This is a genomic window from Sphingobacterium sp. 1.A.4 (assembly GCF_002734245.1).
Taxonomy (GTDB): domain Bacteria; phylum Bacteroidota; class Bacteroidia; order Sphingobacteriales; family Sphingobacteriaceae; genus Sphingobacterium; species Sphingobacterium tenebrionis.
This window is the reverse complement of record NZ_PEAZ01000039.1, coordinates 1-14,228: the sequence shown is the minus strand read 5'-3', so window position 1 is coordinate 14,228 and position 14,228 is coordinate 1. Positions and strand designations below refer to the sequence as shown.

The window sequence follows — 14,228 nt, the reverse complement described above, 5'->3', positions numbered from 1 at the left end:
GCTTAAAAAACCTTACCTTTGTACCAAGAAAAAGAAAAGAAAATATTATGAGTTTTACAGGTAAAAATTTCCCGAACATTACAGTAGATGCGATCGATTATTTAGGTGATAACTTCACGTTGAACTTATTCGAAAAAGCTCAGCAAGAAAACAAAAAGATCTTGTTATTCTGGTATCCAAAAGACTTTACATTTGTATGTCCTACAGAATTACATGCTTTCCAAGAAGCAGTTACTGAATTCGAAAAAAGAAACACCATCGTTATCGGTGCATCATGTGACTCGGCAGAAGTACACTTTGCTTGGTTAAACACAGCAAAAGATAACGGCGGTATCGAAGGTGTGGAATACCCTATCATTGCAGATACCAACCGTAACCTTTCCAGTGTATTGGGAATTTTAGAAATGAAAGAAGTTGAGCACCCAGAGTACGGTACTTTGGTAGAAGGATCAGCAGTATCTTACCGCGCAACTTACTTGATCGACGAAACGGGTAAAGTATTCCATGAGTCGGTAAACGATATGCCTCTAGGCCGTAACGTTAAAGAATACATCCGTTTGGTAGACGCTTACACCCATGTTCAAAAACACGGTGAAGTTTGTCCGGCAAACTGGGAAGAAGGTAAAGACGCCATGAACGCTACACGCGAAGGCGTTGCTTCTTACTTAGCACAAAACTAAGACCACCCTTTAAAAAAGAGGAGGCCAAAATCTCCTCTTTCTTTTTATAAATACATCTATAAATCAATCTATCATGTTACAAGAATTAAGCGCAGACAATCTACAAGAAGTAGTCAACAGCAATGATGTTGTGATGGTACAATTTTCAGCTTCTTGGTGTGGCAATTGCCGTATCATGAAACCAAAATTCAAGAAACTTTCTACAGAGAACGAAAATGTGGAATTCGTTATCGTGGATGCAGAAAAGTTTCCAGAGTCAAGAAAATTAGCGAACGTAAATAACCTGCCTACATTTGCCGCTTTCAAAAACGGTAAATTGGTAAACCAGGTTCAAACAAATAAAATCGAAGGATTAACAGAATTATTAAATGAAGTTACCAGTAATTAAACACCTCGTTGAGTTCATCAAAGAAAATGATGCCGATTTCGTGTTGGAAACCATTGAAACATTGGAATCCCTAACCGAAGTTTCGCAACTCAAAGATGAAGAACTTGACGTCATCGGTGAATTGATTTCAAATATGTACGGTGCCATCGAGGTAAACAAACTTATCCAAGATGGAACACCACAAAAAGATGCCCTGAATACCTTTATGAAGCGTGTTTTAGGCTCCATCGACAAATAAACCAGCAATTTATCTGCCCTTCTTGCAGTAAATTATATTTTCTTTTCCACAAAAACCTGTGTATAGCTCGGTTTTTGTGGAAAAGTTTTTTTTAGGAAGCCCCTATATTCCATTCTATTTATCTTACTTTTATATTCATTAAAGGTTAGACCAAATTAGCGCATCATCCTGCCAATTGAACCCATGATTGGATCACGGGGTTTAACGTCAAAAGATTTTTAATTGTTGGTAAAAGGAATCAAATTAATTTGATTCCTTTTATTTTTAAGGCAAACTTCCTTATTTTTAGGCTATGATCCTACGAATCCTTAGTCTACTTATATTCCTAGCCCTTCAAATCCCAACCCTTCAGGCTCAGCAAGCCCTATCCGCTGCGCAGATCAAACTGCAGATCGACAAATTAAACAGTCTCGGTTCGGTGCTGTATTTTGCGGCCCATCCGGATGATGAAAACACTCGACTGATCGCTTGGCTGGCCAACGAAAAGAAGTTCAAAACCGCCTATCTTTCGCTTACGCGTGGCGATGGTGGTCAGAACCTTTTGGGTACCGAGCAGGGAATCGACCTGGGATTGATCAGAACACAAGAACTACTCGCTGCCCGCAGCATCGATAAGGGCGAACAATACTTTACTTCAGCCTATGATTTCGGTTTCAGCAAGACCCATGAGGAAACCTTTTCCTTTTGGAAAAAGGAGGAAACCCTACGCGAAGCGGTGTACCTCATCCGCCAATTGCAACCCGATGTGATCATTAACCGCTTTCCGCCCGACAGCCGCGGCGGACATGGCCATCACCAGGCTTCAGCCATGTTGGCCCATGAAGCTTTCCTCGCAGCTGCTGATCCAAAACGATTTCCAGAACAGCTGAAAACCCTAAAACCTTGGCAGGCCAAACGCCTCGTTTGGAACACCGCCAATTTTGGAGGCATGAACAATACTTCCGAAGATCAATTAAAAGTCAATATAGGCGCCTACAATCCACTCATCGGATATTCCTATGGCGAAATATCAGCGCTCAGCAGATCCCAGCATAAAAGCCAGGGATTTGGCGCAGCTACACAACGTGGAGATGTTATCGAATATTTTGATCATGTAGCGGGTGATAAAGCGCAAAGCGATCTGTTCGAGGGAATAAAAACCGATTGGAGCCGATTGAATGAACCAGGGTTTACCCAACAGATCGAACAGGATATTACAAGCCTGCAAAATGGCTTCGACCCGAACCATCCCGGCAAGAGTATTCAAGCCTTGGCAAAGCTTCACCAGGATATCCAAAAACTGAAAAACTCATTTTGGAAATCCCAAAAACTAAAAGAAGTGGAAGGGCTGCTGCTGGCTTGTGCCGGTATGTATGTGGAAGCCATCAGCAACAAGCCAAGTGCTGTCATTGCTGAGGCAGTACCATTTAGTTTGGATATCATTTCCAGGTCGGAAGAGGCCGACGCCAGTTTGAAAAGCATCAATGGAAAACCTGCAAACCATCTACTTACCTACAATAAACCGGTAACCGTAGAGGGTCAAATAACGGCCAACCAAAGTTCCCAACCCTATTGGTTGATCAAACCTCATTCCCTAGGGAAATTTGAGGTGGAGGAAAGTAACTTTGGAAAACCGGAAAACATGGATCCCATTAGTGTGGAGCTAGTATTTCAGATCGCAGGGGTCGATATCCCGGTTAAGAAACCGATCAAATACAGGTACGTTGATCCGGTAGATGGCGAGATCCTTCAGCCCATCAGCATCAGTCCGAAGTTTACAGCAGTATTTACCAGCAATAACCTCCTGATCCAGGAAAACGAAGAGAAAACTATTGGAATCACGGTGATGAACCATGGTCCAAAAACCGAAAAGGGCAACCTAACATTTACCCAGAGCAATGGGCTGCAGATCCATCCGAATAAGATAGCGGTGGAAATTCCTGCAGGACAAAGCTGGTCCGGACAGATCAGCATCAAAAACCCTAAAAATACCGCCAATAGCACGGTAAGCCTGCAATTCAATGGCGAAACACTGAGCGGCTATAAAAATATCAACTACCCTCATATCCCAAGCATCACCTGGTTCCCGGCATTGACCCTTCAGGTTAAGAAACTGGATCTGGTCAATCCGATCAAAAAAGTGGCGTATATTGCCGGTGCAGGCGATCTTATCCCTTCATCACTGGAGAATATCGGGATTCAGGTGGACCAATTGACGGAGCAGCTTATTACGGCCTCCAGCCTTAAAAATTATGACGCCGTTGTGGTTGGCGTACGGGCTTATAACGTAAGCAAGCATATCCAACGTTGGATGCCAGAGCTGTTGAAATATGTTGAAGATGGTGGAGTTGCTTTGATACAGTACAATGTAAATTCCCGGATGGGAACGACGCAGCTTGGGCCTTACCCCTTCCAGATCAATCGTAGCCGCGTAACAGAAGAGGATGCCAAGGTAGTCTTCAACGATAAAAACGACCCGGTGCTAAATTATCCCAACAAAATTACAGTCGCTGATTTTGATGGCTGGGTACAGGAAAGAGGCTTATACTTTGCGGATCAAATTGATGCGAAATACCGTACTCCGCTTACATTTTCCGACAAGAACGAAAGCCCCAACAAGGGATCCCTGCTGATCGCCAATTATGGAAAAGGGAAATTTGTATATACTTCTTTGGCATTTTTCAGACAATTGCCCGCTGGAGTGCCCGGAGCTACTAGATTATTTGTAAATTTGTTGACTAAAGAAGAAAAATAATAGAATAATATAATGGAAAATCAAATCGACAACTCAAAAGAAATTAATGTAAAAGGAATTATCTTGTTAACCGCTGTAATCTTAGGTGGTTTAACAGCATGGATTGCTACAGGAACATTTTTAGGTGTGATCGGTGGAACGGTTGCTGCATTGGTTTTTGCCATCATCTTCATTACTGCCTTGTTGCCGAATAAACCGCATGACAGATAATGGACTTCCTCCATTTGTACGTAGCTGGAGACAATTCTATTGGTTAATTGTACTCTGGTTAATCGTATGCATTGTATTGATGTATTTCTTTACTAGATACTTCGGATGAGTAGTATCGATTGGATAGTACTCATCCTTACCTTGCTCTTGATCGTCGCCTATGGGATCTATAAGAGCAAAAACGTCAAAAGCATTGACGGCTATATCCTTAGTGACCGCTCCTTACCCTGGTATACCGTAGGGTTATCGGTCATGGCGACACAAGCCAGTGCCATTACCTTTCTTTCGGCCCCTGGCCTAGCCTATACATCGGGCATGAGCTTCGTGCAGTTCTATTTCGGACTTCCACTGGCCATGATCGTCCTCTGTGTCACGTTTATCCCTATATTTCATAAACTAAAGGTCTATACGGCCTACGAATTCCTCGAGAAAAGGTTCGATGTGAAAACAAGGGTGCTAACTGCCTTTTTGTTCCTGATACAACGGGGGATCTCGACCGGGATTACCATCTTCGCGCCTTCCATCATCCTTTCCAGTGTACTACACGTCGACCTCACCCTGACGACCTTAGGGATTGGAGCACTTGTCATCATCTATACAGTATATGGTGGGACCAAGGCAGTATCCTATACCCAATTGCTGCAGATGGGGATTATATTCGCCGGCCTATTATTGGCGGGGGTTCTGGTGGTGCATCTATTGCCCCAGAACATTGGTTTTAAAGAAGCCTTGCATATTGCGGGTAAATCCGGAAAGGCTAATGCCATAGATTTTAAATTTGACCTCGACAACCAATATACCGTTTGGACAGGATTGATCGGTGGATTCTTCCTGCAGCTTTCCTATTTCGGAACGGATCAAAGCCAGGTCGGCCGCTACCTCACCGGTGCCTCCGTAAAGGAAAGCAGGATGGGATTGTTGATGAACGGGCTTTTGAAAGTACCGATGCAGTTCTGTATCCTATTGATCGGGATTTTGGTATTTGCCTATTATCAGTACCATACACCGCCCCTTTTCTTCAACGAGAAGGAAACCCTGAAATTGGAGCAGAGCCAATATGCCGGAGAATATCGGCAGATCATGCAGGAGCACCAGCAGCTTAGCCAAGAAAAAACCTTGGTCGTAAATCAATTGACCGATGCTTTATCGAGCGATAACCAGGATATTATTGCCGCCAGCCGAGATAAACTATCCGCATTCGATGAAAAAGAAAAAGAACTGAAGGCGGATGTCGTATCCCTTATCAAGAAAAATGACGAGAATGCAGACACGAACGACAACAACTATATCTTCCTTAAGTTCGTGATCGATGTGTTCCCTAAAGGCTTAATTGGGCTATTGATTGCGATTATATTCCTGGCTTCCATGGGGGCCACCGCAAGTGCGATCAATTCCCTTTCCTCCACCACCGTCATCGATATCTATAAACGCTTTGTCCGCAAGGATGGAGATGATGCCCTTTACCTGCGCGCATCCCGCATCAGCACCCTATGTTGGGGTATTTTCACGGTGATTATCGCCTTGTATGCCAATAGACTGGGAAATTTGTTGGAAGCTGTGAACATCCTGGGTTCTCTTTTCTACGGCACAATCCTAGGGATCTTCCTGGTGGCATTCTATGTTAAACAGATTGGGGGTAAAGCGGTATTCTGGTCGGCGGTTATTACCGAGGCCATCATCATCGGGATCTGGAAGCTAGATATCGTTGCTTTTCTCTGGCTCAACCTGATCGGCTGCGCCTTGGTCATCATCATCGGCCTACTTCTACAATCTGCTTTCCCAAGAAAAGAAATCGCTTAATAGTATTTCCGATAGAGGTCGTAGAGGACCATTTTATCGTATTCCGTGAGGACAAGCGTCCGATCATTCTTGATATATTTATGCTTGAATACCCGAATGACCGATTCTGGCCTGGTCATATCATAGCCCATCAGTTTCAGTGCATCCATAGGATTAAAATTGGCCGGGGCAGGCATTAAGGCATTCGGATTGTACCAGATGCCGAATCCACGTTGGGCCAATCTTTCCCAAGGGAAGAAAGCACTTGGATCATCCTTTCTGCCCGGTGCAAAATCACTGTGTCCGATAAAGTTCTTTTGAGGAATGGTATATTTCGTCTTTAAGGTATCCAATAAAACCATGAGGGACTTGATCTGGGCTTCTGGAAAGGGTTCATTCCCATTGTTGTCCAGCTCGATACCAATGGACACAGAGTTCATATCGGTAATATTCCCCCAGGATCCACGACCGGCATGCCAGCCTCGCAGGTAATCGTTCAGCATCTGAACCACACGACCGTCCCTACCGATCACGTAATGGCTGCTCACCTTGCTATGTGGCACCTGAAAAGTGCGGATGGTCTGTGCCATACTGGTTTGAGAGGTATGGTGGATCATGACGAAATGCGGCTTCCGCACATCGTAATACATGGCTGCTGCAAAATCAGCTTGTTTATTGATCCCTGCACGGAACATATTCCATGCAATCTCTTCAGGGGTCAATGGTGCAACCACCTGAACTACCTGGCGTTGCGAATCTACCTTTGTCTCTTCCAACAAGGTATCCACGTTCACCACGGTATTCTCTACAATCGCTGAGGGGGTAATGACAGAAGTTGTTGGTTGCTGTAAAACCTTTGTCTTCTTTGCGGTCGAACAACCGATCAAAAAGACCACCCCACACACCGCAACAACCAATCGTCCTGTATTTTTTAGCATCTATCTTATTTAGGTAAATTTAATAGGATTCCTAAGGCCAATGATTCACTCCACTGCACTTTACCGATCATGTTGTTATCATAGATCATGGTACCGCCTAAAGAAACATTGATCAACGAGGTAATCCTTGAGCTGAACGTCGCATCCAAACGATGTGATGGATCGTTCAGATCCAGGTAATCCGCAAAAAGGTTATAACGCGCTTTCAGATTGATGTTTTTAGCGATGTTCTTATCCAAGTTTGCTGTCAGCTGGAATGCCAGTTCATTTTTAAAGTTCTTATCTTCTTCTACACCGTAACGTGCTCCTGTTCCTCTGTTAGGATCTGATGGATGCAGGTATTCACCGTAACGGTCATAATATCCTTGTCCAGAACGAGGTCTGATACGCTGATCCAAAATCAAGGTCTGACGTGCTGTACCTGTACCGAAACGTAAGGAGAATTCCTTGTTTGGCTTATACTCCAAACCGACAGATTCCGTGAAATAACCCGGCGACATGAAAGATGATTTAACACTTGTAATGGTGTCCTTACCTGTTTCTTTATCTCTACCGTAGTTATAAGCGTTGTCAAACTGCGTTTCGACCGTGATCGAGGTATAGATCGCCCAACTCTTCGATAGTTTGTAGGAAAGCTTATTATCCCAGAACAACCTGTCGTTATTAGGTCTTGGCATCTGATCTTCGTTTTTCAGCTTACCGTATTTCATGTCCACCTCGGTGGTAAAGTTGAAATTGTTTCTGTTGAATTCTGATTTATGCCAGAACAGACCCATTAATGCCCAGGAGTTAAGACCCCCTAATTGCCAGGATTCGCTGAACTGTGCCTGATTGAAATTTAGACCCAATTTGGTCCAGTGTTTCCAATAGTTCACTTTCAGATCCAATTTGGGAATAGGAACATTGATGTTCTTAATATTCAGGGCTTTTTGTTTTTCTTGTTCGCTGATGCTAGAATCTGGTTTTACGCGCAGCTCCTTAAGATCTTGAGCATGCATCTGGGTAACCCCTAAAACAAAAATGAAAACAGGTAATAGGTAAAATTTTATTCTCATATTAATTTTCTTTTTTGACATCCATTTTTATATCTGGCAATTCTCGCAAAGGTCGTAAATTTGGGTGTAGTTTATAGACTTCGTACATTTTTTTTACATGTATACCCAACTCTTCCTTGCTCATCGTTGATATTTGCTCATAGGATGGTTTAAAGATTTTCATGAACACCTGCAAATCCTCCCCTTCCAATCCAATCAGATTGTGCACAAAATCGGGCGTAAAAACATATTCTACTACGTTCTGCTCATGCAGTTGACCGATATGTGTGGTAAATCTTCGGGCGTTCTTGGCCTCTTTACTGATCTTGCTATAGAGATAGTCTATGCTCAGACCCGCCCCTGATGGACCAACGGAAAGCGCTTCGCGAGGTGCTGCCAGATCAAAGGCTTTTTTATAATCGCGCTTCATCTCATCCAGCACATCATCCGGATTCCTACGCCCTACAACACGAATCTCCTGAATTTGTTTGACAGCTTCCTTTAAATAGATGATCAAGGCCGGTTGTTCCTTGATTTCGATGGTATCTGAAATATAACCGGTCTTCCGAATGATCAGCTGATCTCCCGGGCTGACCAGGATATCAAACTCTCCCCTGGAATCGTTGTAGGATTTCTGATTGGTATTCACGTTCCGGATCAAGACCTCTCCAACGCGTTGCTTATTGAAGGCATCATACACAATACCTTCCAACCTTCGCTGCGCAAAGCCTGAGTGCGGAATAATAAAAAGTCCGAATAAAAGAAAAAGTAATAGCGGTTTCACTCCTATAAAACTACATGATAGATGAATAGGATGCTAATATTTAACATCTTTTAATAGCTCTTGTAACTATTTTGATACGACCAACAATTGCCCGACCGACACGGCATCGCCCGTAAGTCCGTTCATTTCCTTCAATGCAGCAACTGTAAGGTTGTTTTTAGTCGCGATAGCGGTTAGTGTGTCCGAAGCTTTGACTTCATAGATCTTCATGGCTACTGGCTTCTTGATTTCCTCTACGGGAACAGGAGGCTCTACTTCAGCCTTCTTCTCAATGATCTGGTCTACCTTTTCGGCCCTGGCCACAACTTCCGTTTTGCGTTCCGGAATATCATATTGCTGCAGGTTGTACCGTTCGATCAGATCGATCAGAAGCTGTGGATACCTCGGATTCGTAGCATAGCCTGCATCCTTCAATCCCCTCGCCCAACCTTTATAGTCGTTCTTACTCAGTTGGAAAAGTTTCTCATAGCGTTTTCTCAATAAGAATTGGGAATGGTCTCTGAAGGATTGTTCAGGATTGTCATAGACACGAAAGCAATCGTTGGGATTGTCATCCGATTTGGTAACCGATCTTCCGCTCCAAGTTCCTCCACATTTGATTCCGAAGTGATTGTTCGCTCGAGTAGCGAGGTCGCTGTTTCCATTTCCGGATTCCAAGATGGCTTGGGCAAGTTTGATACTCGCCGGGATGCCATATTTGTTCATCTCTTCGATGGCAATTCCTTTGTATTTTTCGATATAGGATAATCCGGAGACCGAGGTTCCTCGGTTGCCAGAAGTCGTTCCTGTCCTACCCGTGGAGGAGGTTATGGTGCCTTGCGATTTGCCTTGCGGACTTTTCATCACCGATCCCCTCTTCGTTCCACATGAAACAAAAAATAAGGCCAATATTAAACTGGCCAGCCATACCTTCTTCATCTAAAAGAAATTAATTAAGGTTTGTTTTCTCGTCGTACTTCTCCAGATCGTAACGGTCGATCGTGGAAATAACTTTCCTCGACCAATCACTCGTTTCCGAATAGCCAGAACGTGCAATCCCTTTTACCCAAGATTGATAATCCTTCGAATCATGCTTCTTGAACAAAGGTTGAGTCGCCTTTCTTCGCTGCAACAATCCTACGAAATCACGGTAAGATTCGCTCGCTGAATCATATCCCTTATAAGCGGAACGGATCTTCGTGCTGTTGTTCTTCCCTTTGATTCCAAAATGGTTGTTGAGATAACGTGCGATACGGCTATTGCCATAGGCACTTTCATGGATGGCAACCGCCAAGATAACAGAAGCTGGTACTCCTGTTTCACGCATAAGCTTCTGCGCAGCCGGGCTGTGCTTAGCGATATACGATTTTGTTGTGTAGTCTTGAGCGAATACGCTCATAGATGTCAATGTAGTAAGTATACATACCACAAAAATCTTTCTACAATAATTTAGCATAAAACCTGTTTTAGTTTAACACTACTTCTTGCGTAGCACAAAAAGCCCATCTCTGATTGGCAATATCAACTTCTCTACCCTATCGTCACTTGCCAGTGTTTGATTTAATTCAATTATTTGTTTTGTTTGATTGTCCGGCTTATCATCAAAAACCTTGCCTTTCCATAAGACATTGTCAATTAACAATAATCCTCCCGGTCTTACCCGGTCAATCAGTTCATTGAAATAGTATAAATTCCGCTTCTTATCTGCGTCTATAAATACTAAATCGAATATACCTTCGATCTTCGCGATCTCCTCGGCTGCATCTCCTATATGATATACAATCTGGTCCGTATAGGGCGATTCATCAAAATAACCTTGAACACGCTCCTGTTGTTCCTCATTGATATCAATGGTATGAAGTTTTCCTCCTTCGGCCAATCCCTCTGCTAGACATAACGTGGCGTATCCTGTAAAGGTGCCTATCTCTAAGGCTAAGCTCGGTTGGACCAATTTGCTCAACATCGAAAGGACTCTTCCTTGATAATGTCCCGATAACATATGGGGCATGGTTTCTCTCAAGTAGGTCTCTCGATTGACCCTTTTCAACAACGAATTTTCACCGTCCGTAGTATCTTCCAAATAGGCTTCTAAGCGTTCAGATTCTTCAAACATACCGGGCAAAGATAGGAATTAGGGCCTTACCATTCCAAGCAATTTTTATTAACACCCTCATTATCAAAATCTTGATAAGTAACAAAGGATGTCCAAATTTGCCTTAAAACGGGATTTTTTATTTTTATACTAATTGTGGAAAAAGTGAAAAGAGCATAAAAAAACCTACCATATGGTAGGTTAAATCTTTATTAATTCTTTCTTAAATTTTAATCTAAAGAAGCCGTGATCAATCGGATGAATTCAGAACGGGTTACATCGTTTTGGAAAGCACCGGTAAAAGCTGAAGTTGTGGTTACGGAGTTTTGCTTTTGTACCCCACGCATCGCCATACACATGTGCTTACATTCGATCACAACCGCTACCCCTGCAGGATTTAGGGTTTCCTGAATACAATCGCGGATTTCGTTGGTCAAACGCTCCTGAACCTGTAATCTTCTCGCGAATATATCCACCACACGCGGGATCTTGCTCAGACCCACAATATGCCCGTTAGGGATATAGGCGATATGGGCTTTGCCAAAGAAAGGCAACATATGGTGCTCACACATGGAATACACTTCGATATCCTTCACCACCACCATCTGGCTATATTCCTCTTGGAACATGGCTCCACGCAATACTTCCGCAGGATCCACATCATAGCCATGGGTAAGAAACTGTAAGGCTTTGGCAACACGCTCCGGGGTTTTCTCCAAACCTTCGCGCTTAGGATTTTCGCCGATAGCCTCTAATATATCCACATAATGTGCGGCAATTCGTTCAACATTTTTCTCGTTGTACTGATCTATTTTAAGATAGCCATCTTGCTCGGCATCTTCAAATTGTTGAAATTTGCTCATTTAGTAATTTAATTTGGGGATTATTCGCCGAAATATTCGACATAGTTGTTTTCCGTTTCATGCAAGCGTACGGCATGTAGAAACACCTTTTCCTGCTCAAAAAACGGCTTAAGGATGTTGAAGATCTCCACAGCGATCACTTCGGTGGAAGCCATCTTGTCTTTCATGAAATCCACATCCAGGTTAACGTTCTTATGGTCCAATTTATCGATGATCTCTCTAAGGATGATGTCTTTCATGCGTTTCAGGTCGATCAAGAAGCCTGTTTCCGGGTTGATATGTCCCTTCACAGTCACAAACAAGTCGTAATTATGGCCGTGCCAATTGGGATTGGAACAGTTGCCAAATACGCGCTCGTTTTCCTCTGGAGACCAGTCTTCACGGTACAATTTATGGGCGGCGTTAAAGCGTTCGCGTCGTGTAATATAAATCATAATACAAAGATAAGGCAAATAAACGTAATTTAGTACTTTCAGATAATATATGAAGATACTGTTAGTTGCTGCCACAGACCTTGAAATTGCAGATTCCATTTCCAGCTTTCAAGAATTCGATACAGATTATTTAGTTACCGGGGTTGGCATGGTCGCTACGGCCTATGCGATGGGTAAGCACCTGGCCAACAACAAGTACGATCTTTTGTTGAATGTGGGCATAGCCGGCACCTTCAATCCTGCGGATGAAATGGGAACTGTAAAACGGATTGTGTCCGACCGCATCTTTGATCTGGGTGCCGAAACCAAAGATGGCTTTATGCCGATCGAGGAAATGGGCTTTGGCAAATCGATCTTTCAGGAGCGGCTGCCAGCTATTTCTTTAGGGCAATCCTTCGAATCGTTGAAGAAGTCCACTGCTATTACCGTTAATAGAGTTCATGGCAGTAAATCCAGCATTGAACAGCTGAGAAAAACCTTACCCCTTGGTTGTTTGGAGAGCATGGAAGGCGCCGCCTTTTTCTATGTTGCTGAGGAACAGAACTGCCCTGCCATACAGGTCCGTTCGATCTCCAATTTGGTGGAAGAACGCAATGTATCCCACTGGGACATCCCGAAAGCCCTTCAAGAACTCAACTGTTGGCTGCAGGGTTTTCTACGTTTGCATCGAAAATAGTACAATGCCGCTACGGAAATTCAAGAAATAATAGTATTTTTGCCTAATCTAAACAAACGACATTATCGGTATACTGATGAGAGAAATACAATTCAGAGAAGCACTTCGTGAAGCGATGAACGAAGAAATGCGCAAAGACGAAACAATCTTTTTAATGGGCGAGGAAGTCGCTGAATATAATGGTGCTTACAAAGTAAGTCAGGGTATGCTTGACGAATTTGGCGCTAAACGTATAATTGACACGCCTATTGCAGAGCTTGGTTTTGCTGGTATTGGTGTTGGTGCAGCCATGAATGGTCTAAAACCAATCATTGAGTTCATGACCTTCAACTTTTCCTTGGTTGCTATTGACCAGGTGATCAATGCCGCAGCAAAGCTTCACCAGATGAGCGGTGGGCAGTTCTCTTGTCCGATCGTTTTCAGAGGCCCAACCGGTAATGCGGGACAACTAGGTGCTCAACACTCCCAAAACTTTGAAAACTGGTATGCAAATACGCCAGGATTAAAAGTGGTTGTTCCATCAAACCCATACGATGCTAAAGGACTTTTAAAATCATCTATCATCGATCCAGATCCAGTGATCTTCATGGAGTCTGAGGTGATGTATGGTGATAAAGGAGAAGTTCCTGAAGAAGAGTATTACTTAGAGATCGGTAAAGCGAATACCATCCAAGAAGGTACGGATGTAACGATTGTATCTTTTGGTAAGATGATTCCTCGTGTGGTTATTCCTGCAGTGGAAGAATTGAAAAAAGAAGGTATCAGCGTTGAGTTGATCGACTTACGTTCTGTACGTCCAATCGATTATGCAGCGATCATTGAGTCTGTTAAGAAAACCAACCGTTTGGTGATCGTAGAAGAGGCTTGGCCATTGGCTTCCATATCTTCAGAAATCACTTTCAACGTACAAAAGAATGCATTTGATTACTTAGATGCACCTATTATCCGTGTTACATCTGCAGATGTACCTTTGGGATATGCACCAACGTTGGTAGAAGCTTCACTTCCTAGCATCGCTAAAGTAGTGAAAGCCGTTAAAGAAGTATCTTATATCAAGAAGTAATTTTAGCTTCTCTATAGAAAAGGCCTTAGCATTCGTGGAGGGCACTGAAAAAGTCCCCTTTTAGAATGGGCTAAAAAAAGGAGTGGAAAACAACAGTTTTCTGCTCCTTTTTTCGTATCTTAAAGTAGGCTTTAACGGATATCAGGATGCTTTCTACCCAACAAAAAATTCAGTTCAGTTCCTATTCGGGATTGTACGATATCATTGTTCCAAAAGACAATCTACTTCGCAAAATCAACGATCTTATCGATTTCAGTTTTATACATGAGGAACTTTTGGAGAAGTATTGCCAGACCAATGGGCGTACAGCAGAGAGCCCCATCAAGATGTTCAAGT

Annotated in this window: 16 protein-coding genes and 1 pseudogene; 9 read left to right on the top strand and 8 right to left on the bottom strand. The window is 43.1% G+C overall.

What is annotated here, in order from left to right; genetic code table 11:
* The first annotated feature begins 47 nt into the window (after positions 1-47).
* The 6 genes from CRJ00_RS04690 to CRJ00_RS04665 all read left to right on the top strand — a co-directional run bounded on the left by CRJ00_RS04690 (position 48) and on the right by CRJ00_RS04665 (position 6,050).
* The gene (locus tag CRJ00_RS04690; RefSeq protein WP_099365754.1) at positions 48-680 is read left to right on the top strand and encodes a peroxiredoxin; all 633 of its coding nucleotides are present in this window, start codon (positions 48-50) and stop codon (positions 678-680) included.
* A gap of 73 nt (positions 681-753) precedes the next feature.
* Positions 754-1,068 (top strand): thioredoxin family protein, encoded by a 315-nt coding sequence (locus CRJ00_RS04685; protein ID WP_099365724.1) that lies wholly within the window; start codon positions 754-756, stop codon positions 1,066-1,068.
* Positions 1,049-1,306, top strand: a complete 258-nt coding sequence (locus tag CRJ00_RS04680; RefSeq protein ID WP_099365723.1) for a DUF6952 family protein — start codon at positions 1,049-1,051, stop codon at positions 1,304-1,306. Before CRJ00_RS04685 ends, CRJ00_RS04680 begins: the two co-directional genes overlap by 20 nt.
* Positions 1,307-1,598: 292 nt before the next feature.
* Positions 1,599-4,040 carry a PIG-L family deacetylase gene (locus CRJ00_RS04675; RefSeq protein ID WP_099365722.1) on the top strand — a complete coding sequence of 814 codons (2,442 nt, stop codon included), beginning with the start codon at positions 1,599-1,601 and terminating at the stop codon, positions 4,038-4,040.
* Between the two features lie 12 nt (positions 4,041-4,052).
* A complete protein-coding gene (locus CRJ00_RS04670; protein WP_099365721.1) occupies positions 4,053-4,250 on the top strand; it encodes a hypothetical protein in 198 nt (65 codons plus the stop codon).
* A gap of 105 nt (positions 4,251-4,355) precedes the next feature.
* Positions 4,356-6,050, top strand: coding sequence for a sodium:solute symporter (locus CRJ00_RS04665; protein ID WP_099365720.1), 1,695 nt, complete (start codon positions 4,356-4,358; stop codon positions 6,048-6,050).
* Here the strand turns inward: CRJ00_RS04665 and CRJ00_RS04660 are convergent.
* The 8 genes from CRJ00_RS04660 to CRJ00_RS04625 form a co-directional block, all read right to left on the bottom strand.
* Positions 6,047-6,967, bottom strand: coding sequence for an N-acetylmuramoyl-L-alanine amidase (locus CRJ00_RS04660; protein ID WP_218962183.1), 921 nt, complete (start codon positions 6,965-6,967; stop codon positions 6,047-6,049). The genes CRJ00_RS04665 and CRJ00_RS04660 overlap by 4 nt on opposite strands.
* A 5-nt stretch (positions 6,968-6,972) precedes the next feature.
* The gene (locus CRJ00_RS04655) at positions 6,973-8,022 is read right to left on the bottom strand and encodes a DUF3078 domain-containing protein (protein WP_257213688.1); all 1,050 of its coding nucleotides are present in this window, start codon (positions 8,020-8,022) and stop codon (positions 6,973-6,975) included.
* Between the two features lies 1 nt (position 8,023).
* The gene (locus CRJ00_RS04650; RefSeq protein WP_134776018.1) at positions 8,024-8,785 is read right to left on the bottom strand and encodes a hypothetical protein; all 762 of its coding nucleotides are present in this window, start codon (positions 8,783-8,785) and stop codon (positions 8,024-8,026) included.
* A 66-nt stretch (positions 8,786-8,851) separates the two neighbouring features.
* A complete protein-coding gene (locus CRJ00_RS04645) occupies positions 8,852-9,703 on the bottom strand; it encodes a glucosaminidase domain-containing protein (RefSeq protein WP_099365717.1) in 852 nt (283 codons plus the stop codon).
* 10 nt (positions 9,704-9,713) lie between these two features.
* Entirely contained in the window at positions 9,714-10,163 is a 450-nt protein-coding gene (locus CRJ00_RS04640; protein ID WP_167554205.1) for a glycoside hydrolase family 73 protein, read from the bottom strand.
* A 78-nt stretch (positions 10,164-10,241) separates the two neighbouring features.
* Positions 10,242-10,877: an O-methyltransferase gene (locus CRJ00_RS04635; RefSeq protein ID WP_099365715.1), complete on the bottom strand. Its 636-nt coding sequence runs from the start codon at positions 10,875-10,877 to the stop codon at positions 10,242-10,244.
* A gap of 209 nt (positions 10,878-11,086) precedes the next feature.
* Positions 11,087-11,719: a GTP cyclohydrolase I FolE gene (gene folE / locus CRJ00_RS04630; RefSeq protein ID WP_099365714.1), complete on the bottom strand. Its 633-nt coding sequence runs from the start codon at positions 11,717-11,719 to the stop codon at positions 11,087-11,089.
* Between the two features lie 20 nt (positions 11,720-11,739).
* Positions 11,740-12,153: a 6-pyruvoyl trahydropterin synthase family protein gene (locus CRJ00_RS04625; RefSeq protein WP_099365713.1), complete on the bottom strand. Its 414-nt coding sequence runs from the start codon at positions 12,151-12,153 to the stop codon at positions 11,740-11,742.
* Positions 12,154-12,202: 49 nt separating this feature from the next.
* Between CRJ00_RS04625 and mqnB the strand changes: the two genes are divergently transcribed.
* The 3 genes and pseudogenes from mqnB to CRJ00_RS04610 all read left to right on the top strand — a co-directional run.
* Positions 12,203-12,829, top strand: a complete 627-nt coding sequence (gene mqnB, locus CRJ00_RS04620; RefSeq protein ID WP_099365712.1) for a futalosine hydrolase — start codon at positions 12,203-12,205, stop codon at positions 12,827-12,829.
* A gap of 76 nt (positions 12,830-12,905) precedes the next feature.
* Complete coding sequence (locus CRJ00_RS04615) at positions 12,906-13,892, top strand: pyruvate dehydrogenase complex E1 component subunit beta (protein WP_099365711.1); 987 nt, start codon at positions 12,906-12,908, stop codon at positions 13,890-13,892.
* Between the two features lie 146 nt (positions 13,893-14,038).
* Positions 14,039-14,228, top strand: a pseudogene (locus CRJ00_RS04610) (IS5/IS1182 family transposase); the annotation flags it as partial.

Bases quoted from the DNA above. Each gene is read 5' to 3' on its own strand.
- CRJ00_RS04690 (WP_099365754.1), top strand. From the start codon at position 48: ATGAGTTTTACAGGTAAAAATTTCCCGAACATTACAGTAGATGCGATC.
- CRJ00_RS04685 (WP_099365724.1), top strand. From the start codon at position 754: ATGTTACAAGAATTAAGCGCAGACAATCTACAAGAAGTAGTCAACAGC.
- CRJ00_RS04680 (WP_099365723.1), top strand. From the start codon at position 1,049: ATGAAGTTACCAGTAATTAAACACCTCGTTGAGTTCATCAAAGAAAAT.
- CRJ00_RS04675 (WP_099365722.1), top strand. From the start codon at position 1,599: ATGATCCTACGAATCCTTAGTCTACTTATATTCCTAGCCCTTCAAATC.
- CRJ00_RS04670 (WP_099365721.1), top strand. From the start codon at position 4,053: ATGGAAAATCAAATCGACAACTCAAAAGAAATTAATGTAAAAGGAATT.
- CRJ00_RS04665 (WP_099365720.1), top strand. From the start codon at position 4,356: ATGAGTAGTATCGATTGGATAGTACTCATCCTTACCTTGCTCTTGATC.
- CRJ00_RS04660 (WP_218962183.1), bottom strand. From the start codon at position 6,967: ATGCTAAAAAATACAGGACGATTGGTTGTTGCGGTGTGTGGGGTGGTC.
- CRJ00_RS04655 (WP_257213688.1), bottom strand. From the start codon at position 8,022: ATGAGAATAAAATTTTACCTATTACCTGTTTTCATTTTTGTTTTAGGG.
- CRJ00_RS04645 (WP_099365717.1), bottom strand. From the start codon at position 9,703: ATGAAGAAGGTATGGCTGGCCAGTTTAATATTGGCCTTATTTTTTGTT.
- CRJ00_RS04640 (WP_167554205.1), bottom strand. From the start codon at position 10,163: ATGAGCGTATTCGCTCAAGACTACACAACAAAATCGTATATCGCTAAG.
- CRJ00_RS04635 (WP_099365715.1), bottom strand. From the start codon at position 10,877: ATGTTTGAAGAATCTGAACGCTTAGAAGCCTATTTGGAAGATACTACG.
- folE (WP_099365714.1), bottom strand. From the start codon at position 11,719: ATGAGCAAATTTCAACAATTTGAAGATGCCGAGCAAGATGGCTATCTT.
- CRJ00_RS04625 (WP_099365713.1), bottom strand. From the start codon at position 12,153: ATGATTTATATTACACGACGCGAACGCTTTAACGCCGCCCATAAATTG.
- mqnB (WP_099365712.1), top strand. From the start codon at position 12,203: ATGAAGATACTGTTAGTTGCTGCCACAGACCTTGAAATTGCAGATTCC.
- CRJ00_RS04615 (WP_099365711.1), top strand. From the start codon at position 12,906: ATGAGAGAAATACAATTCAGAGAAGCACTTCGTGAAGCGATGAACGAA.